Source organism: Maribacter vaceletii (genome assembly GCF_003634105.1).
GTDB lineage: Bacteria > Bacteroidota > Bacteroidia > Flavobacteriales > Flavobacteriaceae > Maribacter_B > Maribacter_B vaceletii.
The window spans coordinates 206,803-231,215 of record NZ_RBIQ01000009.1 but is presented as its reverse complement, the minus strand read 5'-3'; the positions used below and the strand labels follow the sequence as shown (position 1 = coordinate 231,215).

Below are 24,413 nucleotides of genomic sequence, written 5' to 3'. Positions count from 1 at the left end.
TTTAAAAATACAAAAAGACTATAGATAAATAGTTTTGGTTTTTATTATCTTTTTAAAGCAAAATGACCTTTGTAGGTTCTGCCATCTTCTAAATTTACTTTAAACCAATAATCTGAAGCTGGCATTGGTTTTCCATTAAGAGTGCCGTCCCAACCATTTGAGTCTGGTGTTATTTGAATTAGTAATTGGCCATACCTATTAAATATATAAATTAAAGAGTTTGGTTGAAACTGGCTATTTATTCCTTTTATATTCCAAAATTCATTAAATCCATCCCCGTTCGGAGTAAAGAATTTTTGATGACCAACTACGGATATTTTTAGGTCTACGGTGCCACATCCATTTTTGTCTCTCAGGTATAATTTATAAATACCAGGAAAAACATCTTCAAAAATTGGAGAATCTTGATAGATGTAAAAATCTGAATTTTGTAAGGTAGATGTTTCTTCTTCTAAAGCATATTCATAAATACCAAGACCAAGGTTATTATTTTCATCGTTAATAGTTATGCTATTGACATTTGTGGCATCTTTGATTATAACATCTTCAGTGGTAATAGTTGCTATTTCGGAAGCATTAACAAAAACATCTCTGGTTCTAGAACAAACAGTGCCATCTGTTTTTATTAGTGTAACATGATAGGTTCCGGGTGTAGAAACGGTTAGTGTTGGCGTTGTTTCTGGTAATATTTCTTGTGTTACTAAACCATCTAAACTTGTCCATGCCCATTGGTAATTAAAATTTTCATTAGGATTATTTTCTAGAGGATCTAGTAGTACTGTAAAATTAGGGTCAGAGGTACATACAATGAAGGTGCTTTCTATAGAAAATTCTGGTAATGGATTTACAGTTAACACTATTGTAGTATTATCTAAACAGGTATTGTTTTCTGGATTTACAACTGTAACTTCTATAGTTTGTGAACTACTTAGTAATGGATTTGGTAAAGTATTACTATTATTTATAATGTTTCCTAGTTCATCTACATAGCTGTAAAGAATATTCATTCCTTGCTGAGTGCCTAAAATAGTAGTAGTAAATGTAGAGGTGTCTAAAGGGATTAGTCCATCATTATCTATGTCTCCAAAGTCACCATCACAATATATTTGGGGAGGAATAGGGTTTGCAATTGGAAGGCTATCTACAGTAAAATCTATGGTAGTTTCGTCGTAGCAGGCACCATTTGGGTCTAAAGTTACATTGTTTGTTACCCTTACGGTTATGGTTTGACTAGTTGTTAAAAAAGGATTTGGTAATGGGCTTGGTAAAACTGTGTTGTTTTCATCAAAATAGGTTATAGTAACATCTGCTAAACTTTGCCCATTAAGGATACTTGCTTGTATGGTGGAGGTGTCAAACGGAAAGAGCCCGTCTTGGTCATCATCACACTGTCGCATAATAGTAGTATTGTTAGCTATTGGTAGAGGTTCTACAGTTAAAGTGATATGAGAGCCTAATCCTAAACAATCATTAGAAAGACTGTTATCTATTCGGATATAAATTTCCTGACTATTAGGATATCCAATATTTCTATAATTGGTAGTATCTGTTATTTCGTTAATTTCAGCTAAGGCATCAGCTTCATTTCTATAGTAAAAAACAGATAAATTTGGTCTTGTTAAAACAGGAAAAAGATTAATTACATCATTGGTTACACTACTAAAATTAAAAGAAGAAATGCCATCTCTGTCATCGTTATTGGTAGTATTATTTCCATCAACATCTAAAAAATCATCACATACATTAAACATGCGTTGAAATGTAGCAGGTATTTGAGTGGCAGATACATTTAATTGTATTTCAGAAATAGAGGAGCACCCTAAAGAGGATGCAATATTGGCCCAAACTACGTCTGTAATTACTGTTGTATTTATATATGTAGTTGGATTGTTAATATAATTGGGACTTGTTGTATCTCCAATAGTAGCTGCAGCTTGGGAAGTGTAATATGTAAAAGTTTCGTTAGCAACATTGTTTGAAATTTTTGCGTTTACTTCGGTTAAATTAAAAGGGCTAAAGCCATCAATATCATCATCGCATTGTGTTAAAATAACATTTGCGTTTACAACAGGTAAAGGGTTTACGGTAAGTGTAATTTCATCTGAATAGGTTCCGCAGATGTAATCTACTCTGTTTAAAAAAGCCCGGTATAGATAATTGTTATAAGTTAATGGGGTAGTTGTAATAGTTAAGATATTAGTATCTACACCTGAGTATATTGCATCGTTTAGTATGTTATTCCAGTTAGTGCCATTATCTGTACTTACTTGCCATTGTATAGTACTTGTTGGGTTGTGCGCTAAAGTTAGTTGAGTGGTACCATTCTCGCATACTTCTGTATCTATAGGTTGCGTTGTAATTGCAATTGTGCCATCTGTTACATAATTAATACTTGGAGTTGTATAGCCATCTGTATAACCAGTTACAACACCTGTTGTAGTAGTTGTACCTGTTCCTTGTAAATGTCCTGGTGTTGTGGTACTTTCAGAGAAACCTGCTTCAATTACATCACTACAATTATCGCCGTCACTTTCTAAATCTATATAATTATAAATTCCATCTGAATCTAAATCCCCTATGGTATATCCTAAAGTATTGTCATCGGCATTGGTTTCTGCGTTGTTATCCCATCCATTATTTCCAATAGAAGTATTTACGTTATCAATAACACCATTAAAATCTGTATCTGGCAAACCACTGTTAGATTCTAGGACGTCATAAATACCATCGTTATCACTATCTAAATCTAAATAATCAGGAACACCATCGGTATCATTATCAATAGGAAGCATATTAATATCATATACATCATCTAAACCATTTTGGTCTGCATCTATATTAGATAGTGTAGGATTGTTTGGAGCAAAGGATTCTATAAAATCAGGAATACCATCATTATCGCTATCATAATCTATTTCATCTTTAATACCATCCGCGTCTGAATCTTTTTTATAACAACTTAGAGAAATATTAGCTGTATATGTTGATGAGCTTACTGTGTTAGCTAGTGTATGTGTTAAAGAAAAACCATTTACTTGGTTGGCATGAAAAGAATAAGGGCTATTGCCATTTGGAGACGGATTTATCTTAAAATGTATTTCGGAACCAGATATTTGTGTTACGCCAGTTTCAAAAGCGCCATCAAAATTAGAATCTACAAGTAAACGGTTATCTGGGTCTACAAGTGTTATGTTTTTGTTCGATGGTAAAATTTTAGCAATAAAAAACTCACCATCTGTTATATTGTGGCTTATTGTTGGGTCTTCTGTTAGTAAAACATTAATAGATTCAGAAAATACAATACTATAATCATTTTCTGCATTAGTATCTGGTTGTACTGTGCTGGTAAAGTTTCCGTTACTATCTCCTGAAAAAATATTTGTAGTATTCCCAGAGCTATTGTTTTGAGTGAATGTAGCAGAGTTAGCTAAAGTTGTATTGGTAGTGTTGTCTTGAAAAATAAATTGTGGTGTATTTATGTTAGATAAATCTACAGTTACATTTCCAAGAGATTCTGTGCAATTTTGGATACCATCGTTGTCATTATCAATATCTAAATTATCTATAATGCCATCGTTATCTATATCGTCTGGACAGATACTCACAGGTACTTCAGAAGATTCTAGTCTTTCTAAAGTACAAGTTATAATGCCTATTAATTTATATTTCCCCGGAATTGTTGGAGTTATAGATGTGTTGCTGTTATTTAAATTTATAAAACCAGAACCATCGTCAAACCACCATTCAAAACTATCAAAACTTTGTGTGTTAGCTGCGGAGAGTGTAACATTAGGAATACAGTTTCCTAATGTAGTAAATTGTGCATCAAAATTAATTTCGGGAGCAGACGGAAAACCAGAATAAAAACTCCCAGAGGTAGCAGCACCATTGTAATTAAAGTAAGCGCAATATAATTCATCGGAACTTTCTACAGATATATTCCCAGAAAGACCAGTTACTTTATAGGTTACATAATCTGTTTTTCCTATTACTGGTGAAGGGCCTATTGTAGAAAAGTTGGAAATTGGAGTGCCATTAATAGTTACTGTTGCGCCAGCTTTTGTAACCACGGATACTCCTCCAGTGTAAGAAGTATTACCTATATCTCCAATATTAGCAATATTATCTAGATTACCACGAGCTTCACAACTTAAGGGAGGAACAAAAAACATACCTTGATTAGCTTCGCTATTTGTTGCACCAACACCTTGGTATACAAAAACTGGTTCTGAAGTTTCTATATACATATTACCGCTGGCATTAAATTGATTGCCCTCTATTAGATAGTAATTACCTGCATTAATTGTAATTGCTGACGGATTACCATTAATGCTTATAGTAGTGTTGTTGCTATGTGCAACTACTAAAATATTTTCCCATTCATTACTGCCATCTCCTTTTACAAGAATATATTCTGAGCCAATTTTTGATAAACCGGCTATTTGGTCAATACCATAATCTCTACCACCTCCATTACTAAAGCTACCATTAGTAGAGCCGCAATTTACTACAATAGGTTTATCTGAGGTGACAAGGGAACCTATAAGTCCGTCTCTATTAATGGTACTGTCAAAACTATTTGTTGCAATAGTGTAGCTTTCCCCTTCATTTAAGTTTATGGTTACTGGGGTTGTGCCAGTATAATTTTTTATGATTAAACCAGTAGGGAGGTCATCAAAAATAACTTGCGTATTGTTTTCTGTAGCCATTACAGAAACAAAGTTTAAGTAATTGTCTTGTGGGTTTTGATTGGTGTAACTACCTATTCTAAATACATTTCCTAATGCAGATAAACCCTTGCTAACTAATGCTCCAGCTTGAGCACCGCCACCTGCATTCATTCTTACCGATACATAAACAGGGGCATCTGCTTCTATAATATAGCCTTTGTCATTGGTTATGGTACTTGTAGAGTTAGATGGCATGAAGAGTTGTCCGTTTCCATATCCAATAGTGACTTCATCTGGATTAGCATTTGAAACAGTTCCTGTAATATGGTTTGCTGTTGGTTGCCCAACAGGAATAATTGTGTACGTAATATCTAATCCACTAGGGGTAGAAATGTAAATATACTGGTCTTCAGGGTTAGCATTACCAAAGGCAGCATTAGTTAATGGTGGTATAAAGTGCTTTTTACTTAATTGAGAATGCCCAATTGTAGAGATAATAAGAAGGATTACAAATAGATAATTTTTCATACGGCAGTCTCAATTGCTAATACTATAAAAAGCATAAAAATGTAAAGTATACGCTTTTTACAGATATGCTAATATAGCATATCTGTAAAATTAGACTACCTAAAGTATGAAAAGTTTAATTTTTTATGATTTATAATAAAAAATAAATTATGTATATATCTTTTAGATGTATTTGTAATAATTATATAGGTTAGCTATTATTACAAATCTCTTTTTTTAAGTAAAATATAAGAAGAGTATATAAATATAGCTGTCCAAGCAAGAACAATAAGTATTTCATACCAATGAGTGTGGTAATTTACAGTTAATTTTTCGCCTACTTGGTTTGCTACTGTTTGTACAGCATCTAGTCGTGTAAAAGGTTCTTTTATTAGATTAAACATAGATTGTAAAGGAAAAAAACCCATTACTATTTCTGTTGTTTCCGCATCAAATAATTTCCAACGAATTAGACCTCTGAATATACCTTCAATAATTTGCCATAGAATTAAAAAACCTAAAGCAAATGCAGAACGCTTAATTAATATACCTAGAAAAAGGCAAAAGGAAAAGAAGCCTACTAGTTTTACAAAAAAGGCTAAAACAAATATTAAATCAGAAAAAATTATTGAGAATTCATTATAATTTGAATATGCCAATCCTAAAATTAAAGAAACTGAAAAAACAAAAATAGTAGAAATTATGGCAAAAGATAATACAGTTAAAAATTTGGATAGTACAAATTCCTTTTTAGATAAACCATCTATTAAATTTTGCTTTATAGTTTTATTACTAAACTCATTTGCCATCATAGACACAATTACTATAGCCAGGAATAATTTAAAGAAACCAGTAATAAAGGTATTGAAGTGCCATATATATGGGAAGTTAAAAATTCCAATATCTGCTAAATGAAATTTTATAGGACCAATATCAAACTTTATAGCAGCAATTAAAGCTATAGAGGTTAAAAGAAAAAAATAGGATAGTATAAGTACTTTACTAGCTCTATTGTTCCAAAGCTTTATGAATTCTATTTGTAGTAATCGGATCATTTGGATAGGTTGTTTTAGTAAAAAATTAATTGGATTGATTTTTTGTTAGAGTTAAAAATTGCTCTTCTAAACTTTCTTTTCTTTTAACTAAATGAGAAAGGGTTATTCCTTTATCAAAAATTAATTTATTTAGAAACTCAGCACTTAATTCTTCTTTTAAAAAAGCAGTAATTAATCCGTTTACTAGTTTTACCTCTCCAACACTAGAGTGGTTTTCTAAAATTTGTATAAGTTTTTCTGGTTCTTTAGATTTTAACTCAAAAAATCCATGACTAGCTAACATACCATCTACACTACCCGAATATAGTTTTTCTCCTTTTCTTAAAATTACAACATGACTGCAAACCTTTTCTACTTCATCTAATAAATGAGAAGCTAAAAGGATGGTTGTTCCTTGTGCAGCTATTTTTTTTATAATTTCTCTTATCTGGTGAATACCTTGAGGGTCTAATCCGTTTGTGGGTTCGTCTAGAATTAAAATTTCCGGATCATTTAATAGGGCAGAGGCTATTGCTAAACGTTGCTTCATACCTAAAGAATAGGTTCTGAATTTGCTATGTTTTCTATCTAATAAACCTACTAATTCTAATTTTTCTTCTATTTTATTTTCTGGAACATCTTTTATTTTACAGACGAGCTTTAAATTTTGTAATGCTGTCATGTATGGATAAAAATTAGGTCTTTCTATAATTGCGCCTACTTTTTTTAGAGCTTCGTGGGTAGATGTTGTTCCATTAAACCACGAAAATTCTCCTTTCGTTTTGTTTACGACATTTAGAACAATACCAAGGGTTGTAGATTTTCCGCTCCCATTGGGCCCAAGAATACCATAAACATTACCTTTTTCAATGGTAAAAGAAAGGTTTTTGACAGCTAAAAGGGAGCCGTATTTTTTTGAGAGATTGGTAACTGTTAAAATATTTTCCAATTTGATTACGATTTAGTTGGATTATGATAACAAGACGATTAAAGTGAAAATTTGTTACATTTTTAGGGAAAAACATAGGATAAAGGAAAAAGTAATAAAATATTAAAACTTTTTATTTATGTAAACTTATGTTTAACTTGGAGTTTCAGGTATATTAAAACAGAGAAACATGTCCGAGGAGAAATTAATGTCGAAAAAAAAACCAGCCTATCCAGTAAATGATAGGTTAGATGCTTATTTAGAAAACTATAACCGAAAAATAGAGATTCCAATTTTTTATGAGGATTTATTGCGTTTTTCTGGTTCTGTTACTGTGTATGATGTTAATGATGAAGATACCTTATGGATTAGAGTTTATTATTCTGAATTTGAAAGACAGGAGATAGATTTAAGTTTAAAAAAAGTATATTCTATTTTACATTCAGATGGTAGTGATTCTATTATTCAATATCTAAATATAGATGCGGTAGACTACTGTACATTCGGTAATTCTAAACCTTTTAGAATAAAAGTTAGGAATATTCTTAATGATAACTTTACTTATTTTTATGTGAAAAAGACAGATGCTTCTAGAGTCTATGGCTTGGAGTTAGAGCATATGTTATCTCCATATAATTTAAATTTTTTAGTATACAAAGACACGTTAATAGAAGAGCATATTGCAGGAATACCTGGAGATTTTTTTATAAAAGAAATGTTACCAAAATGTACCGAATCTGAGAAATCCCAACTTGCAAAAGAGTTTGTGAAGTTTAATGAACGTTGCATGATTCGTTTATTAGGAGATATGCGTTCTTATAACTATGTAATTGTACCAACACATGATTTTGATCATGTGGTGTATAAGATTAGAGCTATAGATTTTGACCAACAATGTTTTGAAGGAAAATTAAAAGTGTATCGTCCTCAATTTTTTAAGGAAAATTATTTAATGGTGGAGTTGGTTAGGAAAAAACTACAAAAAAAATCTGTAGATCAATATAAAGTAGAGGAGAGGTCTATAGTAGCTAAAAGAATAAAAAGTTCAGGAAATAGAATTAAAAAATTAATTGAAATTTGTAGGGAGGATGAAATTTCTACTCCAGAAAATATAGAAATGCTTAAAGAGCAAATTTATGAGTTAATTCTAGATATGGATTTTAGAAAGAGTAAAACCATGGGAGAGGTTTTAGATTTAGGGTTAGATTTTGTAAAAAGAAACTACGAAGATGTTAGCATGAAACAAATTATAGAAAGTAGATATTAAAAAAAAACGCTTTGTAGACATACAAAGCGTTTTTTAATATAAATTACCTCGGAGCATATAAAACCTCGATTATCTAGTAAAGTTTGTTATTTAGTTTTTCTCTTCCTTATTAAAGTATACTAAATAATAATACATTTGTTTTTCTTCGTCCCATCCTTTTTCTACAAATTTCTCTGCAGATTCTGGATTAATAAAATCCATTTTAATTTGAATGTGCGTGTCTAAATTAATAACATTTTTAATTTTCTTTCTAGCATCAGAAACTGCTTTGTTGGCAATATCAAAAGTAGAAACATCTTCAACACTATATTTAGGGCCTTTTTCTACTTTGTAGTTTTTAAACTCAGGTATTAATTCTGGGTTTTCCATAACTTCATTTAAGAAGTTGGTTTCTTCAAATTCGTCATTCTTAGCAAAATGGTTTACCGCTCTGTTCATAAAAAGAACTTCTTGTTGTTTGTCTTCTGCAGGTAATACAACGTCTTTTGCAAAGTCTTGGCATAATTTAATGTAATTCTTAGTGTAGAAATTTTCATCAGCAAGGGCTTCTACTCCTAAGAAATTTTCCAACCAATATTTAGTATCATATCTATTACTGTCTACAGATAAGACTTTAAACCCTTCTTCTTTAGCGGTATTAAATATTAAACAACCTTTATCTAGTTTATTAATGTTTATACCTTGTTGCACTAGAATATTTAAATTATCATCAGTCTCCTCAAACTGAAGAAAATCATGTTTAAGCTCACTCTTAAATATACCAACCGCTTCTACTTTTACATTATCTAGCATAATGTTAGATAAGTGTGCAACATAAACCTCTCCACTTTTAATATGGGGATGGTTAGATTGTTCAAATAAATGCGATGCAATTCTTTTAGAATTAGAATGTAGGCTAGAAGGGTTTATGAATATATCTGAAACTATTTTATAAATTTCATTAAACTCTACATCTACTTCATTAGAAAGTTTAAAGTAATTCTCTTCTTTTTCTCTAAAAGGTTTAAAAAAATATTCTTTTAATAATCCGGTTGTTTCATCATTTAAACCAAAAGCATCTGAAGAAAGGAAAAGACCTTCACCTTTATTTTTGTTTCCAACGCGGTGCAATGAAATACTTTCTATTTGAGTTGGGTATAAGTTAATCATACGTAATGGTAGTGTTCTTTGTTAGTTAGTGTAAAGCGTATTTTGTAATGTAATTTTAGTTTAGATTGGTGTTAGTTCCAATTTTCATCAAAATCTAAATCATCGTAATTGTCAATAGAATCGTCAAAATCAATTCCATCTTTATCTTTTTCTGCTTCAAATTTCTTTTCTGGTGGAGATTCTGGTAATTCGCCAAAACTAAAAAGAACATTAGGGTAAGCTCTCCCATCTTCTTTTTCAACAATGTCCGCCAGTTCAATAAGAAAAGTCCACATGCTTAAAAAATCATAAACATAAATAAGTTTAGGATTATTTTTGGTAATAATATCTTCTAAAAATGTTTCATTCATTAAACGAACGTCAGATCCACTTTCACTAAGATCAAAAAGAGCAATTTCTTCATCTTGGTTCCATTCCTGGTCACAAGTATAAAAGGAAGCCATTTCGTTACCTAAAAATCCAAAAGCTTGCGTAATTGCATTATGAAAGTCTTCCAAAGAAGTATGAGATTCAATTTCTAAATCTCTAAATATGTCTTCGGAGGCGTCTAAAATTATTCTAACCTTGTAAATCATCTACTGAAAATTTGTGAGTGGGCAAAGTTACAATAAATACTTATTATTTAGAGAATCTATGTAAAGTAAAGGTCATTGCACCTAGTAATAAAAATGCAACAATCTGATGTGCAATTCCCAACCATAACGGTACAGCTAAAACTAAAGTTAAAACTCCTAATCCAAATTGTAATATAACAAAACTCACTAAAATTTGAACTCCCTTTTTTTGTAAAGCCGAAGTTTTTATTTTTCTAGATTTATAACCAATGTAAATTATTATAGCTACAACAATATATGCTAGATACCTATGAATAAATTGAACACCGCTTTTTCCTTCTATAAAGTTTTTTGTAAAAGGAGTTTGTTCTATGTAAACAGTTTCATGAATTAACTTTCCTTCACTCATTAAAGGCCAGTGATTATGAATAAAACCAGCATCTAAACCTGCAACAAAAGCACCCCAAATTATTTGAGTAATTAATAAGAATAATGAAATTTGTAAAACTTTTTTTAGTTCAGGGACTGCAGGTTTTTTTTCTGGAAAAATTAAATCTAAAGCCACCCAAAAACTATATGCGCAAGTTATAAAAGCTGTAGTAAGGTGTGCCGCTAATCTAAAATGCGAAACATCGGGCCTGTTTATTAACCCACTTTTAACCATATACCAACCAAGAAAACCTTGAAAAGCTCCTAAGCCTAGTAAAATAAAACATTTTTTTAAAGTTGATTTATTTAATTTTTTTTTGATTAAAAAGTAGATAAATGGAATAATGAAAACCAGACCAATAAACCTACCAATAACACGATGTAACCACTCCCAAAAAAAGATAGATTTAAAATCTTCTATTGTAAAATGAGAGTTTAATTTTTGATACTCAGGATATTGCTTATACAAGTCAAAAGCTTCTTGCCACTCTTTTGCATTTAAAGGAGGTAAAGTGCCAGAAATAAGTTTGTAGTTGGAAATAGAAAGTCCCGAGTGTGTAAGTCTAGTAATACCACCAACAAGAACCATTATAAAAATTAAAATACATCCCGTAAGTAGCCAGTATATAACCGATTTATTATTTTTCATAGATGTATTTTGATATAAAAAAATATGAGTATAAAATTACTATTCTTTCCTTAAATTAAAAAGTATCTGCTCTTTGCTTTTTTAATCCTAAATAGTTAGTTATAAAATTGAAGAAAGCCCTAGTGTTTTTCCTTTTTGAAGCATAAATACTTTAGCTTCTTCATAACTATTAGCAATTTTTCCTTCTAAAATAGCTTCTTTAATAGCTTCTTTTATTATTCCTATTTCTTTAGAAGGTTGTAGTCCAAAAGTTGTCATTATTTCCTCACCGGAGATTGGCGGTTGAAAGTTTCTTATATGGTCTCTTTCTTCTACTTCAACAATTTTTTGTCGTACAATTTTAAAGTTGTTCTTGTACTTTTTTTGTTTTTTGGCATTTTTGGTAGTAATATCTGCCTCACACAAAGTCATTAAATCTTCTATATGATCACCGGCATCAAAAATTAACCTTCTAACAGCTGAATCGGTTACAAAGTCCTCAGAAATGACAATTGGACGAGAGCTCATAAGTACAATTTTTTGTACAAATTTCATCTTATCATTTAATGGCATTCGTAATCTTTTAAAAAGTTTGTAGACCATTTTAGAGCCAACAAATTCATGCCCATGAAACGTCCATCCAATCTTTTTATGAAATTTTTTGGTTGGGGCTTTACCTATATCATGTAACAATGCAGCCCAACGTAGCCATAAATTATCTGTGGTTTCGGCAATATTATCTACAACTTCTAAGGTATGCCAAAAGTTGTCTTTATGTTTTTGTCCTTCAATTTCTTCAATTCCTTGCAAGGCTACAAGTTCTGGTAAAATATAGGGTAAAAGTCCAGTCTTATGCAATAAAGCTAAGCCAATAGAAGGCTTACTACTCGCAAGTATTTTATGAAGTTCATCTACAATACGTTCTTTAGAAATAATTTTAATTCTTTCTTTATGACTTGTAATTGCGTCTAATGATTCTTTTTCAATTTTAAAATTTAATTGCGTTGCAAAGCGTATGGCTCGCATCATTCTTAAGGGGTCATCGGAATAGGTAATGCCTGGTTCTAATGGTGTTTGTATTCTATTTTCTTCTAGATGTTTAACGCCATTGAAAGGATCTACTAAATTTCCGAAAGATTTTTTATTTAAAGAAAGCGCTAGTGCATTTATAGTAAAATCTCTTCTTTTTTGGTCGTCTTCTAATGTTCCGTCTTCAACAACAGGTTTTCTACTATCTCTATGGTAACTTTCTTTTCTAGCACCTACAAACTCTAACTCTAAGTTTTTGTACTTAATCATGGCAGTGCCAAAATTCTTGAATATAGAAACTTGTGGGGTATTAGGAAGTAAAGTAGCCACTTTTTTTGCTAGTTCTATACCACTACCAACCGCAACAACATCAATATCTTTAGGAGTTCCTCTTTGTAATAGAAAGTCGCGTACAAAACCACCTATAACATAAACTTCTAGAGATAAAGACTCTGCTGCTTCCATTAATGTTTTAAAAATAGGATCTTGTAAAGCCTTAGTGTAGTTCTGCTGCATTTTTATTCACGAATCACTTTCACTTTTCCGTCATTACTTAATTTAATAATAGAAGAGGCTGATTCAAAATTTTGTTCTGGCTGCAAATTTACAATATAGTCTACACCTTTTAAAATAACAGTACTAATTTCGTTCTTGTTTCTTGGAGTTGGTTGTCCAGAAATATTGGCAGAAGTAGAAACAATAGGTTTTTTAAATTTATTTATTAAATATTGACAAAACTTATCGGAAGCAATTCTTACTGCAAGTGTGTTATCTTCCGCGATTAAATTTTTAGCAACACCTTTTGGGTTATCGTAGATTATGGTTGTTGGTTTAGTTGTTAAATCTATAATATCATAAGCTAAATCTGGTACTTTTTCTATATGACGTTCCAGCATAGCATCATTACCAACCAAACAAATTAGAGCTTTATTATCTTCTCTTTGCTTAAGCGTATATACTTTTTTTACTGCTTCTTCATTAGTAGCATCACATCCTATACCCCAAACAGTATCTGTAGGGTAAAGGATGAGACCACCGTTTTGTAATACATCAACAGCTTTTTTAAGTTCTTGACTAAAATCTTGTGACATTTTACTTTTTGTATTTCATTTTTTTTTATCTGCAAAAATATATACTTCATCAGGATTTGTAGAATTATTTGTACTAAAACCTATGTAAACACAAACTACTTATTTTTCTATGATAGAAAAAAATTTATGTGCCGTTTTGTTAATCTTTATTTACGTTGCCTGTCATTTGTTTTATTAATTCCTTAGTACCTCTGGCTGTAAATTTATCTAAATAATCTTTACCTAGAAAGAAACACTCTTTAACAATTTCTAAATTAGCAAGTGCAGTTGAAAAAAGAGTATACCCTTGTTTAAAATGAAACCCCTCTTTAAGTCCTAAAATTTCAATTGGAAAAAGTGCAGGAAGTATGGTGATGTCCGGAAAATATTTTTCATACTGTGTAGTTTCTCTAGGATGTATTTTTAGTACGATATTTAAATTAGGAGGTACTTTAGATATTACATCTTTATAAATTTCAATTTTAGTTTCTTCGTTTTTAATTACTTGGTCTTCAGAAATTGGCTGCGTAAGAATTAGTGCGTTATTATTCTTATTTAATTTAAAAGAAGTTTTTGGAAGAAAAAGATTAAAAAGTTCATCTTTTATATCTTGATTTAATTTTGCGACTTCCTTTTTAATATTTAATTCAATTGCTTTATTACGCAACCCTTTAGGTAATTTTTTAGGAAATTGAGCATATACTTTTTTGGTTTCTTTATCAAACCCACCACCAATTAAAGTTTTTGTTATATATGTTTTTGCAAATAACTCAAATTTGGTGCGCCTTTGCCTATACGTATTTGCTCCATCTTCAATCATAGAAATTTCTTTAGATCCATATGTGTATAAGAAATAACTTTTGGAGGAATCAACATCGCATAAGAATAGATTCGATATTTTAATGAAATCTTTTTCTTTAACTAATTCAGGATGTTTTTTCTCTAAATAAGGTACTAGTTTTTCTTTTCGTTTAAAGGTATAATTAAATTTTCCTAATTCATTTACATGCTCTTTTCTTTCAGAAATTATATAAACCTCTCTAAAAAATCTTTTTTTTAGACTAGGTATTAGCCTCTCTATGTTAGGAGTACTTTCAATTAGAAAAAGAATATTATCACCTGTGTTATTTATATTATATTCAGAGCTTCTAATAATATGTAAAATAGCGAGATAAATATGATAAATAGTAGAACCTACATAGGTATGCTTCATATAAAGAATGAAATTTTTGTTGGAAATGAACATCAAAAAAGTACATTTGTAAAAGTAGTAAAATTTAATTGTTTTTATGAGTGCTGTTAGTGTTATCGTGAGTACATATAATCAACCGGATTGGTTAGAAAAAGTTCTTTGGGGATTTAATTGTCAGACGTACAAGGACTTTCAAATAGTTATTGCTGATGACGGTTCTAAGAAGGAAACAAAAGAATTGATTGAAAAAATAAAAGAAGAAGTTGATTATGAAATTATTCACGTTTGGCAGGAAGACAACGGTTTCCAAAAATGTGAAATTCTTAATAAGGCTATAGTCGCAAGCACGTCGGATTATATAATTATGACAGATGGAGATTGTATTCCTAGAGAAGATTTTGTTCATGTGCACTATTTAAATAAAGAAGATGGTACTTTTATTTCTGGAGGATATTATATGCTACCAATGAATATTTCTAAAGCTATAACTAAAGAAGATATAACAAAACAGAATTGTTTTAATATTAATTGGTTAAAAGAGAAGGGATTACCAAAAACTTTTAAGAATAACAAGTTGACTGCTAAAGGGTTTATTTCTAGGCTTTTAAATACTTTTACGCCAACAAATGCAAGTTGGAATGGTCATAATTCCTCTGGTTGGAAAAAGGATATTTTAAACGTTAACGGTTTTGATGAACGTATGCAATACGGAGGTGAAGACCGAGAGTTTGGAGAGCGTTTATTTAATTTTGGATTAAAATCTAAACAGTTACGTTATAGTGCTGTTTGTGTGCATTTAGATCATAAGAGAGGGTATAAAACTCCTGAAGCAATAGCCAAAAATATGGTAATAAGAAAAGAGGTTAAGCAAAAAAAGAGTGTTTGGACACACTATGGCATTACTAAATAGTACGCCAATTCGTTCTTTTTTTCTAAACGTTTAAGTTCTTTACAATATTCTAAAACTCCTAGAGCGTTTAAATAACAAATAGTGATTCCTTTTTTGCCATCTAAAAAACCTAAACGTAAAAAATAGTGATTAAAAAATTTCCAAGAGGGTTTAAGCAAAAGTGCTAAATACGTAAATTTCTTTTCTCGATAAAAAGCTTCTTTGGCTTTTAGTTTGCCATATTTAAGCATTTTACCTTTGTAGTCCTTATAGTCTTTATAACAGTAATGTGTTAGTTTTTCTTTTAAAATCTCAGATGAACCATTAACTTCTAGGGTTTCATGTACAATCTTTTTGTCCGAAAATTGTGCTTTACTTTTTCTAAAAAGGCGGTAATTTTTATCGGTTTGCCAACCACTAAAGTTTAAAGGTTTATTTTGAAACATAAACTTTCTGTAAAACCAATACGCTTCTTTGGTGTTGTCTGAATTAATAGTAGATGTAATTTCTGTTTCTAATTTTTTAGAAACCACTTCATCTGCATCTAAAAATAAAACCCAGTCATTAGTTGCTTGTTTAAGTGTAAATGCTTTTTGAGAAGTAAAGTTAGAAAATGGGTGTTGAATTACCTTTACCTTAGGATGCTCAACTAAAAACTCGTAAGTGCCATCTGTACTGTAAGAATCTACCACAATAATCTCATCTGCAAAAGAAACAGATTCTATACATTTCTGTATATATCCTATCTCATTATAGGTGATTATTAAAGCGGATAGTTTTTCTATATTGTTAGGCATTATTCTTACAACGTATATTTATATTTTAGATTCAAACTTTTTAAAAGGTTGCGCTAAACTATTATTTAATTATTGTTATAACGAGAATCTTTTGTAAAAAGTGTGTTTGTAATTAAAAAAGAAAAAACTTACATTTTTAGTAAGCTTAAAATCTAAGTGCTTTTTATTTAAAAACAACTTTAATTAAAAAAACCCTACTTTTTAAAGTAGAGTTTTTTGCTTTTTTTTAGTTAAAAAGTTTTCTAAACAGCTACATCATACTCTCTCAATGCATCATTTAAAGAAGTCTTTTTGTTGGTACTTTCTTTACGTTTCCCTATAATCAGTGCACAAGGAACATTGTACTCACCAGCAGCAAACTTTTTAGTGTAACTTCCGGGTATTACTACAGAACGTGCAGGAACAACACCTTTAGTCTCTACAGGTTTGTCGCCAGTTACATCTATAATTTTTGTACTCATTGTTAAAACAACATTAGCTCCTAAAACTGCTTCTTTCTCTACTCGTACTCCTTCTACAACAATACAACGAGAGCCAACAAACACACCATCTTCAATAATTACTGGTGCAGCTTGTAGCGGTTCTAAAACACCACCAATACCAACACCACCACTTAGGTGAACATTTTTGCCAATTTGTGCGCAACTACCTACAGTTGCCCAAGTATCTACCATAGTACCTTCATCTACATAAGCACCTATGTTTACGTAACTAGGCATTAAAATAGTACCAGCAGAAAGGTAAGCACCTTGGCGAGCAGAAGCTCCAGGAACTACACGAACACCTTTTTCAGCGTAATCTGTTTTCAAAGGCATTTTATCGTGGTATTCAAAAATACCTGCTTCTAAAGTTTCCATTTTTTGTATAGGGAAATAAAGGACCACACCTTTTTTAACCCATTCATTAACCTGCCAACCATTAGCAGTAGGTTCTGCAACACGTAACTCTCCTTTGTCTAATAAATCGATAGCTTTTCTTATCGCATCTTGCGTAGCGTTTTCTTTTAATAGGTCTCTATTATCCCACGCCTTTTCTATAATATTTTGTAATTCTGTCATTTTGTGTCTAAAGTTTCAACAAATATAAGAGGAAGTAAGGGAATTCATCTTTCAAATTTATAGTTATAACAATTTATACTTTATTTTTGCCAAAAATTAATTTGGGAAGAGTTATAGCAATAGATTTTGGTAGAAAAAGAACTGGAATTGCAGTTACCGATGAATTACGGATAATCGCTTCTGGACTTACAACTGTGGCTACACATGATTTAGTTCCTTTTTTGCAAAAGTATGTAGCAGAAGAAAAGGTAGATGTTATCATTGTTGGTGAACCTAAACAAATGGATAATACACCATCAGAATCAGAAGCATATATAATTCCTTTTTTAAATAGATTAGCTAAAATTTTCCCTAATATGCCTGTTGAAAGACAGGATGAAAGATTTACCTCTAAAATGGCTTTCCAAACCATGATAGATAGCGGATTAAAAAAAAATCAAAGAAAAAATAAAGCTTTAGTAGACGAAATTAGTGCTACTATAATTTTACAAGCATATTTAAACAGAAAGTAATGATATTACCAATTATAGCCTACGGAGACCCAGTCTTAAGAAAAGTTGGAAAAGAAATAGATAAAGATTATCCTAATCTAGATACGTTGTTAGAAAATATGTGGGAAACCATGTATAATGCACATGGAGTAGGTTTGGCAGCACCGCAAATAGGTCTTCCTATTCGTTTGTTTTTAGTAGATGCATCTCCTTTTGCAGAAGATGATGATATGTCTGCCGAAGAAAAAAAACAATTAGCAGGCTTTAAAAAAGCATTTATTAATCCAAAAATTATTGAAGAAACAGGAGAGGAGTGGAGTTTTAATGAAGGGTGTCTAAGTATACCAGATGTTAGGGAAGATGTTTCTAGAAAAGATACTATACAAATATCTTATTTAGACGAGAATTTTAAAGAACATAAAGAATCTTACAATGGATTGTTAGCTAGAGTTATTCAGCATGAATATGATCATATAGAAGGTGTGCTTTTTACAGATAAGATATCTAGCTTAAAAAAACGTTTACTCAAAGGAAGATTAAGTAACATTTCTAAAGGAAAAATAAAGGCAGATTATAGAATGCGTTTTCCCGAAATGAAAAAACGTCGTTAAATAGCTTAATTAATTAAAGTAAAAGTAGCATATTTGCGGTCTTAAAATTTAATAGTAGTATGGGGTTAGATAAAATTTTATCCATTTCTGGTAAACCAGGATTATATAAGTTGTTAACACAAACAAGAACAGGTTTTGTAGCAGAGTCTTTATTAGACGGAAAAAAGATAAGCGTTAGTTTGCGTAGCAATGTAAGTGTATTATCTGAAATTGCCATTTATACGTTAGACGAAGAATTGCCTTTAAGAGAAGTTTTCTTAAAAATACAAGTAAAAGAAAAAGGCGGTAAAACTAGTGTTACTCATAAAGCAGATAAAATAAAATTAGAAGAATACTTTTTTGAAGTTTTACCTAATTATGATGAAGATAGAGTATATGCTAGTGATATTAAAAAAGTAGTACAATGGTATAATTTATTGCATGACCAAGGTATTACAGATTTTGATGAAAAAAAAGAGGGTGACGCTTCTGAGGAAGAATAAATCTATTTTATAAAAATAAAAAGCCTTCATTATAGTATAATGAAGGCTTTTTTTATGGAAAAGAAATTTTGTCCTTTTTCAATAATGTCATAGGAGTGTTTACTCGATAATCGAGATTTAAATTCTCCTAGGCTTGCCTCGATATCAAATTTAGTTTCCTAATAAATGCCTTTTGGGATTGTCCCGAGGTAGTTTGCCTTTCTTCCAATCTATTAATTTAGAAGGGTAGTATTTTACATCCATTTGGTCTAAGAATGGGGCTTGGTTTCCTAGGCGTACTTTATAATCTTTCCAATCTCTATTTTCTTTGGTACTCCAACCTAATTCAGAATATCCTATAATTCTTGGAAATGCCAAATATTCTAATTCATCTATGTTACTAATAGTCTCGGACCATAGAGGGGCTTCAATGCCTAAAATATTTTCTTTAGGAATGTCTCCAAAACTTTCAGGAGTCCAAGTATATGCAGTATCTACAGGTATATATGCAGCCCAGTGTAACCCATGCTTAGAAAGCGTGTCATATTCCATATCTAAATACGCTTTTTCTGCAGGAGACATAATTACTTTCATACCTTTTTTTATTGCTTTTTTTGCGTTTTTGGAGTGTTTCCAATATTGAGATATAGAAGTAGAGTCTAAATTAGCGTTTACAATTTCTTCCCATCCAATCATCCTTTTTCCATGTTTTTGGACAATTTTTTCTACTCTATTTATAAAATAGATATAATCTTTTTTCTTAGTTACATGGCTTTCGTCTCCTCCAATATGAAAATATGGCCCTGGAGTAATAGCTGAAATTTCTTTAACTACATCATTAATAAAGCTATATACAGTATCTTTTCTTGTGTTAAATGTGCTAAAACCAACACGCATACCTTCATAAAGTTTAAGCACTTTCCCATTACCATTTAAAATAGGGTAGGAGACAGACGCTGCATTAGTGTGACCGGGCATATCTATTTCAGGGATTATAGTAATGTATCTTTCTGCTGCGTAAGCAACAATCTCTTTGTAATCTTCTTGAGTATAGAACCCTCCAGATTCTCCGCCAACTTCTGTACTACCTCCAATTGTAGTAAGCTTGGGCCATGCTTTTATTTCTATACGCCAGCCTTGATCATCTGATAAATGAAGGTGTAAAGTGTTTATTTTATAGTAAGCTAAAATGTCAATATATTTTTTAACATCCTTTACTTTAAAAAAATGTCTAGCAACATCTAGCATAGAGGCTCTATATTCAAAATTTGGCGCATCTATTATTTTTCCAGAGGCAACAGGCCAAATTCTATGTTCCGCTAGAGTGTCGTTACTTACTTCAGGAATAATTTGTCTTAAGGTTTGTATACCTCTAAAAGCGCCTTCTGCAGTATTGGAATTTAGAATAATAGAATCTTTGTTGATATATAATTGATAAGCTTCTGGAGCATCTAACTCTAAACTGTCTGATTTGTTAATGTAAATAACGCGTTCTATAGTGTTTACTCCTTCAGAATTTACAGGAATTTCTAGATTAATTTTTGTCTTAATTTTTTTTGCTAAAAAAACACCAATGTTTTCAAAATCTGCAGCACCTTTTGTAGTATATATAGCTGTGTGTTTGTCTAAGCCAAAAGCATTATTTGTAGCGATTATTTTTAATGGTTTGGGAATTAGATTTTCCTTAGATAAATCTGTTGGCGGAAATTTAATTCTTATTTTTTGCTGTTTTTTACATCCTAATACTATTATTGTTAAGACTGCCATTACAGTTAGTTGGCAAAAGTTTTTGAACTTCATTTTTTTTACTTTACGTGTTTTTTAATAGCGGTATACCAAATGTTGTAACCTTCTTTATTCATATGTAAACCATCTGGGCCAAATAAAGATTTCTTTAATTTTTTGCCATTTAACATTGGTTTCCAAACATCAACAAAATGTATTAGGGGGTCTTTTTTAGTAATTCTATTTAGTTTTCTGTTTAGTTTTTTATATTTTTTTTTTAAATGCCATCTACTAATACTTGGCTTTGTAGATATAAGAACAATATAGGTGTCTGTTTTTTTTGATTTTATGTTTTTTATTATTGATTTTATGTTTTCTATTACTTCCTTAGGAGATTTATCATAAGCAATATCATTATCACCTTCATAAATAAATACTTTAGTTGGGTTATAGTTTGTAATTAGTTTATCTGAAAAGTGTAATAAATCTCCAGATAAAGAAGCTCCAAAGCCAGTGTTTATTATTTGCTTATTAGGGAAAAGGGAGTCTAAATTTTTCCATAGCCTAATACTAGAACTACCAGTAAAAAGAGTAGTTTCTTTGTTAGGGTTCCATTTTGTTTTATATTTTTTTTGAAGGTTTGCAACTTCATTATCAAATCTATTTTGTGCTTCTAAAAGGAAAATATTAAAAGCTAGAAAAAGAAGAATTACTAATTGTTTTAGCATCTATTTTTTAGGATTAAGAAGAATGTATTTTTTTTTGTTCCTTTTATAAAAATACAAACTAAATAGGTTTTTAAGAATTATTATTTTTTTAGAAAAAAGGATTTCGCTTTTTATGTGTTTTTTCCCTAATTTAATGCATCATAAATATTAACATAAAACCAATTTTATTATGAGTGAATTAGCAGAAAAATTAGCAAAATTAAAAGCAACAGCAGTTAGTCAATTAAATGACTGTGGTGTTACAAGTATTGACCATGATAAGCTAGATGGATATGTAAATAGCTTAAAATCTATGGTAAACAATAAAGATGCTACACTTGTTTCTGGACAAGATGCTTCTGAACTAGAAACAGTACGTAGAAATTTTGTTGAAAAGAAATTAGGTGTTGAAGATAAAGATAAAGCTATGGCGGCAATACAGAGTGTTGCTTCTAAAATGTCTAGTATTAGAATGAAAAGTAGACCTGCTTTTTATTATTTAGTACAAGAAGAATTAAGTTAAGAATTTAGTGCAACCAATTAGATTAAAAGCATAAGCCATTCATTAGAGTGGCTTTTTTTAGAATCTTACTCCTTTTACGTTCATTTTTATGGTGTAAATACTATTCATGGCTGTAATAAAAAGGATGTCTTTTTCTATACCTCCAAAGGTTACATTAGCTGTCCAATTTTGTTCAATATCTATATGATGAATTTTTTCTCCTTTTTTATTAAATATAGAAACTCCTTTTCCTGTTAAATAAACATTCCCTTTATTGTCAATAGTCATACCGTCTGAGCCCATATTAGTAAAAAGGGTTTTATTAGTTAAAGTGCCATCTTTGTTTATAGAGTAACTATAGGTTTTTTTATCTCCAATGTCAGCAATATAAAGAGTTTTTCCATCTGGTGTTCCAATAATACCATTTGGTTGCACTAAATCATTAGCAACTATATGTACTGTGTTATTTTCAGGATTAATAAAATAAACCTGTTCTTTTTCTATTTCTTTTTTTGTTCTTGTCCAATAGGGTCTTTGGTAATAAGGGTCTGTAAAATATATACCGCCACTTGGAGTAACCCATAAATCATTAGGGCCATTAAGTTTTAGATTTTCAAAATTAGAAACCAGTACGGTTTTGTTTTTTAAGGAGTCTATTTTCCATAGCTCAAAATTCTCATCGGCACAAGCCAATAAGTCACCATCATTATTAATATATAACCCATTAGAACGTCCTGCATTATCTAGAAATGTACTAATTGTATTATCTTTTGCAGACCATAAATGAATACGATTATTGGGCTGGTCTGTAAAGTAAATATCCCCTTTTTTATTTACAGCAGGACCTTCTGTAAATTTGAAAACATCAGATACTAATTCTAATTTTGCATTTTTAGCAACAATATTTTGTGCAGAAGTTTTAGCTGCTAAAATTATTAAAATACAGGGTATTATCTTTTTAATTATATTCATGTAAATACTAATTACTCTAAGATTAAATTAGGAAGTAAAAGTGATATTTCAGGAAATAAAGTAACTAAGATTAAAACTAATATACTTACCGCTAAAAATGGCAAACTAGCTTTACTTACTTTGCTTATAGAAACTTTACCAATACTAGATGCTACAAAAAGGCATATGCCTAATGGAGGGGTAGTTAACCCAATCATTAAATTTAAGAGCGCAATAATTGCAAAATGTATTGGGTCTACATCTACAGCTACAGCAACTTTTAGTAGAATAGGAAATAGAATAAGTAGCGCAGCAATAGTTTCCATAAAAGTGCCAATAAATATTAACAAAAGATTTATTAGTAATAACACTACATATTTGTTTGTAGAGAATCCTAAAATTTCTGTAGATATAATTTGCGGTAGTTGCTCTGTAATTAGTATCCATCCAAAAAGGTTGGCAAAACCAATAAGCACCATTAAAGACGCTGAGGTTTTCATAGAATCTAAAGTAATTACAGCTAAATTTTTAAGTGTAATTTTTTTATAAACAAAAGCACCTATACATAGCGCATAAATTACGGCCACTATTGAAGCTTCTGTTGGGGTAAAGACACCACCAATAATTCCAAATAATATTATAAAGGTCATCAGAAGTGACCAAAAAGTATCAACAAATCCTTTTGCAATTTGTTTTAAATTACTTTTTGGGTGTTTGGGATATTTTCTTTTACGAGCTAAATAGTAGGTTAGTATCATTAGACCTACTCCTAGTAAAAGACCTGGTATTGCTCCAGCCAAAAATAATTTACCAACAGATAGACCACTTAGTGTTGCAGCAATAATCATAGGTACACTTGGAGGTATAATAGGACCTACAGTAGAAGATGCAGCGGTTACAGCACAAGAGAAATCGGCGTCGTAACCTTCTTTTTTCATAGCAGGTATCATTACAGCTCCAATACTTGCAGTATCAGAAACTGCTGTTCCAGATATTCCTGCAAATAACATAGAAGCACCAATGTTTGCTAACGCTAAGCCACCACGGATATGACCTAGTAGATGATTGCAAAACCCAATGATTTTAGCAGTTAACCCTCCTTGATTCATTAAATTTCCGGCTAGTATAAAACCAGGGATGCTTAGTAATACAAAAACATCTATCCCGGAATATAATTTCATGGGAATTAATATTAGAGGTATTTTTTTTATTAATAAATACACTAAACAAGAAATACCTAAAGAAAAAGCGATAGGAAACCTTAGCACAAGGCAAATAGCAAATATTAAAATAACAATCCAAATCATTTTTTTCTATTAAGAAGTTTTAATAAATCTAAAAAAGCGTAATAACTAATACTAATCCCCATAACTAATATGCTGCTAAAAGCTACAGCCATTGGAAGGCCTATGCTTGGGGAGTTTTCTGGTATTCCTAGTAATAAAAAATGAACACTATAAAAGGCTATTATAATAAAAAGAATTAACGTTATAATGTTACTTACTATCTCTATTTTATGCTTAATAGCAGAATTTAATTTATTAAAGAGCCCATCAAAAAAAACATAACTTTTATCTTTCATTGCGAGCCCTGCTGCAAAACTAGTTGCGTAAATAAAGAAAAACCTAGAAGCTTCTTCTGTCCAAGAAGGTGGTTTTTCTATAAAAAAGCGCCCATAAATTTGAAAGATTGTAGTTATAACAAAACCTATAGTTCCTATAAGTGTGCCATATTTAAGGAGTCTAGTAATGTTCTTTTTCATAA

Annotated in this window: 22 protein-coding genes; 6 read left to right on the top strand and 16 right to left on the bottom strand. The window is 30.8% G+C overall.

The window, feature by feature from the left end; genetic code table 11:
- Positions 1 to 44 precede the first annotated feature (44 nt).
- The 3 genes from CLV91_RS11870 to CLV91_RS11860 all read right to left on the bottom strand — a co-directional run bounded on the left by CLV91_RS11870 (position 45) and on the right by CLV91_RS11860 (position 7,160).
- The gene (locus CLV91_RS11870) at positions 45 to 5,198 is read right to left on the bottom strand and encodes a T9SS type B sorting domain-containing protein (RefSeq protein ID WP_121068227.1); all 5,154 of its coding nucleotides are present in this window, start codon (positions 5,196 to 5,198) and stop codon (positions 45 to 47) included.
- Positions 5,199 to 5,398: 200 nt separating this feature from the next.
- On the bottom strand, positions 5,399 to 6,232 hold the full coding sequence (locus tag CLV91_RS11865; RefSeq protein ID WP_121068225.1) for an ABC transporter permease: 834 nt from the start codon (positions 6,230 to 6,232) through the stop codon (positions 5,399 to 5,401).
- A 25-nt stretch (positions 6,233 to 6,257) separates the two neighbouring features.
- The gene (locus CLV91_RS11860) at positions 6,258 to 7,160 is read right to left on the bottom strand and encodes an ABC transporter ATP-binding protein (RefSeq protein WP_121068224.1); all 903 of its coding nucleotides are present in this window, start codon (positions 7,158 to 7,160) and stop codon (positions 6,258 to 6,260) included.
- A gap of 169 nt (positions 7,161 to 7,329) precedes the next feature.
- On the opposite strand from CLV91_RS11860, the gene CLV91_RS11855 reads away from it, so the two are divergent.
- Positions 7,330 to 8,406 (top strand): hypothetical protein, encoded by a 1,077-nt coding sequence (locus CLV91_RS11855; RefSeq protein ID WP_121068222.1) that lies wholly within the window; start codon positions 7,330 to 7,332, stop codon positions 8,404 to 8,406.
- Between the two features lie 90 nt (positions 8,407 to 8,496).
- On the opposite strand, the gene CLV91_RS11850 is transcribed toward CLV91_RS11855, so the two are convergent.
- From CLV91_RS11850 to CLV91_RS11825, 6 genes are all read right to left on the bottom strand, one after another.
- The gene (locus CLV91_RS11850; RefSeq protein WP_121068219.1) at positions 8,497 to 9,555 is read right to left on the bottom strand and encodes a nucleoid-associated protein; all 1,059 of its coding nucleotides are present in this window, start codon (positions 9,553 to 9,555) and stop codon (positions 8,497 to 8,499) included.
- A gap of 71 nt (positions 9,556 to 9,626) precedes the next feature.
- On the bottom strand, positions 9,627 to 10,130 hold the full coding sequence (locus tag CLV91_RS11845; protein ID WP_121068217.1) for an IS1096 element passenger TnpR family protein: 504 nt from the start codon (positions 10,128 to 10,130) through the stop codon (positions 9,627 to 9,629).
- 43 nt (positions 10,131 to 10,173) lie between these two features.
- The gene (locus CLV91_RS11840; protein ID WP_121068215.1) at positions 10,174 to 11,187 is read right to left on the bottom strand and encodes a COX15/CtaA family protein; all 1,014 of its coding nucleotides are present in this window, start codon (positions 11,185 to 11,187) and stop codon (positions 10,174 to 10,176) included.
- A gap of 99 nt (positions 11,188 to 11,286) precedes the next feature.
- Positions 11,287 to 12,711, bottom strand: a complete 1,425-nt coding sequence (locus tag CLV91_RS11835; protein WP_121068213.1) for a CCA tRNA nucleotidyltransferase — start codon at positions 12,709 to 12,711, stop codon at positions 11,287 to 11,289.
- Between the two features lie 2 nt (positions 12,712 to 12,713).
- Positions 12,714 to 13,286 carry an L-threonylcarbamoyladenylate synthase gene (locus tag CLV91_RS11830; protein WP_121068211.1) on the bottom strand — a complete coding sequence of 191 codons (573 nt, stop codon included), beginning with the start codon at positions 13,284 to 13,286 and terminating at the stop codon, positions 12,714 to 12,716.
- Between the two features lie 139 nt (positions 13,287 to 13,425).
- A complete protein-coding gene (locus CLV91_RS11825; protein WP_121068209.1) occupies positions 13,426 to 14,478 on the bottom strand; it encodes a glycosyltransferase family 52 in 1,053 nt (350 codons plus the stop codon).
- A gap of 76 nt (positions 14,479 to 14,554) precedes the next feature.
- On the opposite strand from CLV91_RS11825, the gene CLV91_RS11820 reads away from it, so the two are divergent.
- The gene (locus tag CLV91_RS11820) at positions 14,555 to 15,367 is read left to right on the top strand and encodes a glycosyltransferase family 2 protein (protein WP_121068207.1); all 813 of its coding nucleotides are present in this window, start codon (positions 14,555 to 14,557) and stop codon (positions 15,365 to 15,367) included.
- Here CLV91_RS11820 and CLV91_RS11815 read toward each other — a convergent pair.
- Both CLV91_RS11815 and CLV91_RS11810 read right to left on the bottom strand, forming a co-directional pair.
- A complete protein-coding gene (locus CLV91_RS11815) occupies positions 15,349 to 16,143 on the bottom strand; it encodes a glycosyltransferase family 2 protein (protein ID WP_121068205.1) in 795 nt (264 codons plus the stop codon). The two genes, CLV91_RS11820 and CLV91_RS11815, sit on opposite strands and share 19 nt — an antisense overlap.
- A 242-nt stretch (positions 16,144 to 16,385) precedes the next feature.
- Positions 16,386 to 17,201: a 2,3,4,5-tetrahydropyridine-2,6-dicarboxylate N-succinyltransferase gene (locus CLV91_RS11810; protein ID WP_121068203.1), complete on the bottom strand. Its 816-nt coding sequence runs from the start codon at positions 17,199 to 17,201 to the stop codon at positions 16,386 to 16,388.
- A gap of 101 nt (positions 17,202 to 17,302) precedes the next feature.
- On the opposite strand from CLV91_RS11810, the gene ruvX reads away from it, so the two are divergent.
- Genes ruvX through CLV91_RS11795 form a run of 3 tightly spaced genes read left to right on the top strand, consistent with a single transcriptional unit; the run spans position 17,303 to position 18,785 of the window.
- The gene (gene ruvX, locus CLV91_RS11805; RefSeq protein WP_121068617.1) at positions 17,303 to 17,713 is read left to right on the top strand and encodes a Holliday junction resolvase RuvX; all 411 of its coding nucleotides are present in this window, start codon (positions 17,303 to 17,305) and stop codon (positions 17,711 to 17,713) included.
- Positions 17,713 to 18,303 (top strand): peptide deformylase, encoded by a 591-nt coding sequence (def, locus tag CLV91_RS11800; RefSeq protein ID WP_121068200.1) that lies wholly within the window; start codon positions 17,713 to 17,715, stop codon positions 18,301 to 18,303. The genes ruvX and def overlap by 1 nt, the downstream gene beginning before the upstream one ends.
- 59 nt (positions 18,304 to 18,362) lie before the next feature.
- Positions 18,363 to 18,785, top strand: coding sequence for a DUF5606 family protein (locus CLV91_RS11795; RefSeq protein WP_121068198.1), 423 nt, complete (start codon positions 18,363 to 18,365; stop codon positions 18,783 to 18,785).
- 150 nt (positions 18,786 to 18,935) lie between these two features.
- Here the strand turns inward: CLV91_RS11795 and CLV91_RS11790 are convergent, their stop codons facing one another.
- Positions 18,936 to 20,564 carry a family 20 glycosylhydrolase gene (locus CLV91_RS11790; RefSeq protein ID WP_121068196.1) on the bottom strand — a complete coding sequence of 543 codons (1,629 nt, stop codon included), beginning with the start codon at positions 20,562 to 20,564 and terminating at the stop codon, positions 18,936 to 18,938.
- A gap of 5 nt (positions 20,565 to 20,569) precedes the next feature.
- Entirely contained in the window at positions 20,570 to 21,217 is a 648-nt protein-coding gene (locus CLV91_RS11785) for a GDSL-type esterase/lipase family protein (protein WP_121068194.1), read from the bottom strand.
- A 169-nt stretch (positions 21,218 to 21,386) separates the two neighbouring features.
- Between CLV91_RS11785 and CLV91_RS11780 the strand changes: the two genes are divergently transcribed.
- On the top strand, positions 21,387 to 21,719 hold the full coding sequence (locus CLV91_RS11780) for a DUF2853 family protein (protein WP_121068192.1): 333 nt from the start codon (positions 21,387 to 21,389) through the stop codon (positions 21,717 to 21,719).
- 57 nt (positions 21,720 to 21,776) lie between these two features.
- Here CLV91_RS11780 and CLV91_RS11775 read toward each other — a convergent pair whose 3' ends face one another.
- The 3 genes from CLV91_RS11775 to CLV91_RS11765 are packed head-to-tail and all read right to left on the bottom strand — an operon-like array spanning position 21,777 to position 24,411.
- Positions 21,777 to 22,670, bottom strand: a complete 894-nt coding sequence (locus tag CLV91_RS11775) for an SMP-30/gluconolactonase/LRE family protein (RefSeq protein ID WP_121068190.1) — start codon at positions 22,668 to 22,670, stop codon at positions 21,777 to 21,779.
- Positions 22,671 to 22,681: 11 nt separating this feature from the next.
- Complete coding sequence (locus CLV91_RS11770) at positions 22,682 to 23,956, bottom strand: TRAP transporter large permease (RefSeq protein WP_121068188.1); 1,275 nt, start codon at positions 23,954 to 23,956, stop codon at positions 22,682 to 22,684.
- Positions 23,953 to 24,411, bottom strand: coding sequence for a TRAP transporter small permease (locus CLV91_RS11765; RefSeq protein ID WP_121068186.1), 459 nt, complete (start codon positions 24,409 to 24,411; stop codon positions 23,953 to 23,955). The genes CLV91_RS11770 and CLV91_RS11765 overlap by 4 nt, the downstream gene beginning before the upstream one ends.
- Positions 24,412 to 24,413: the final 2 nt, after the last annotated feature.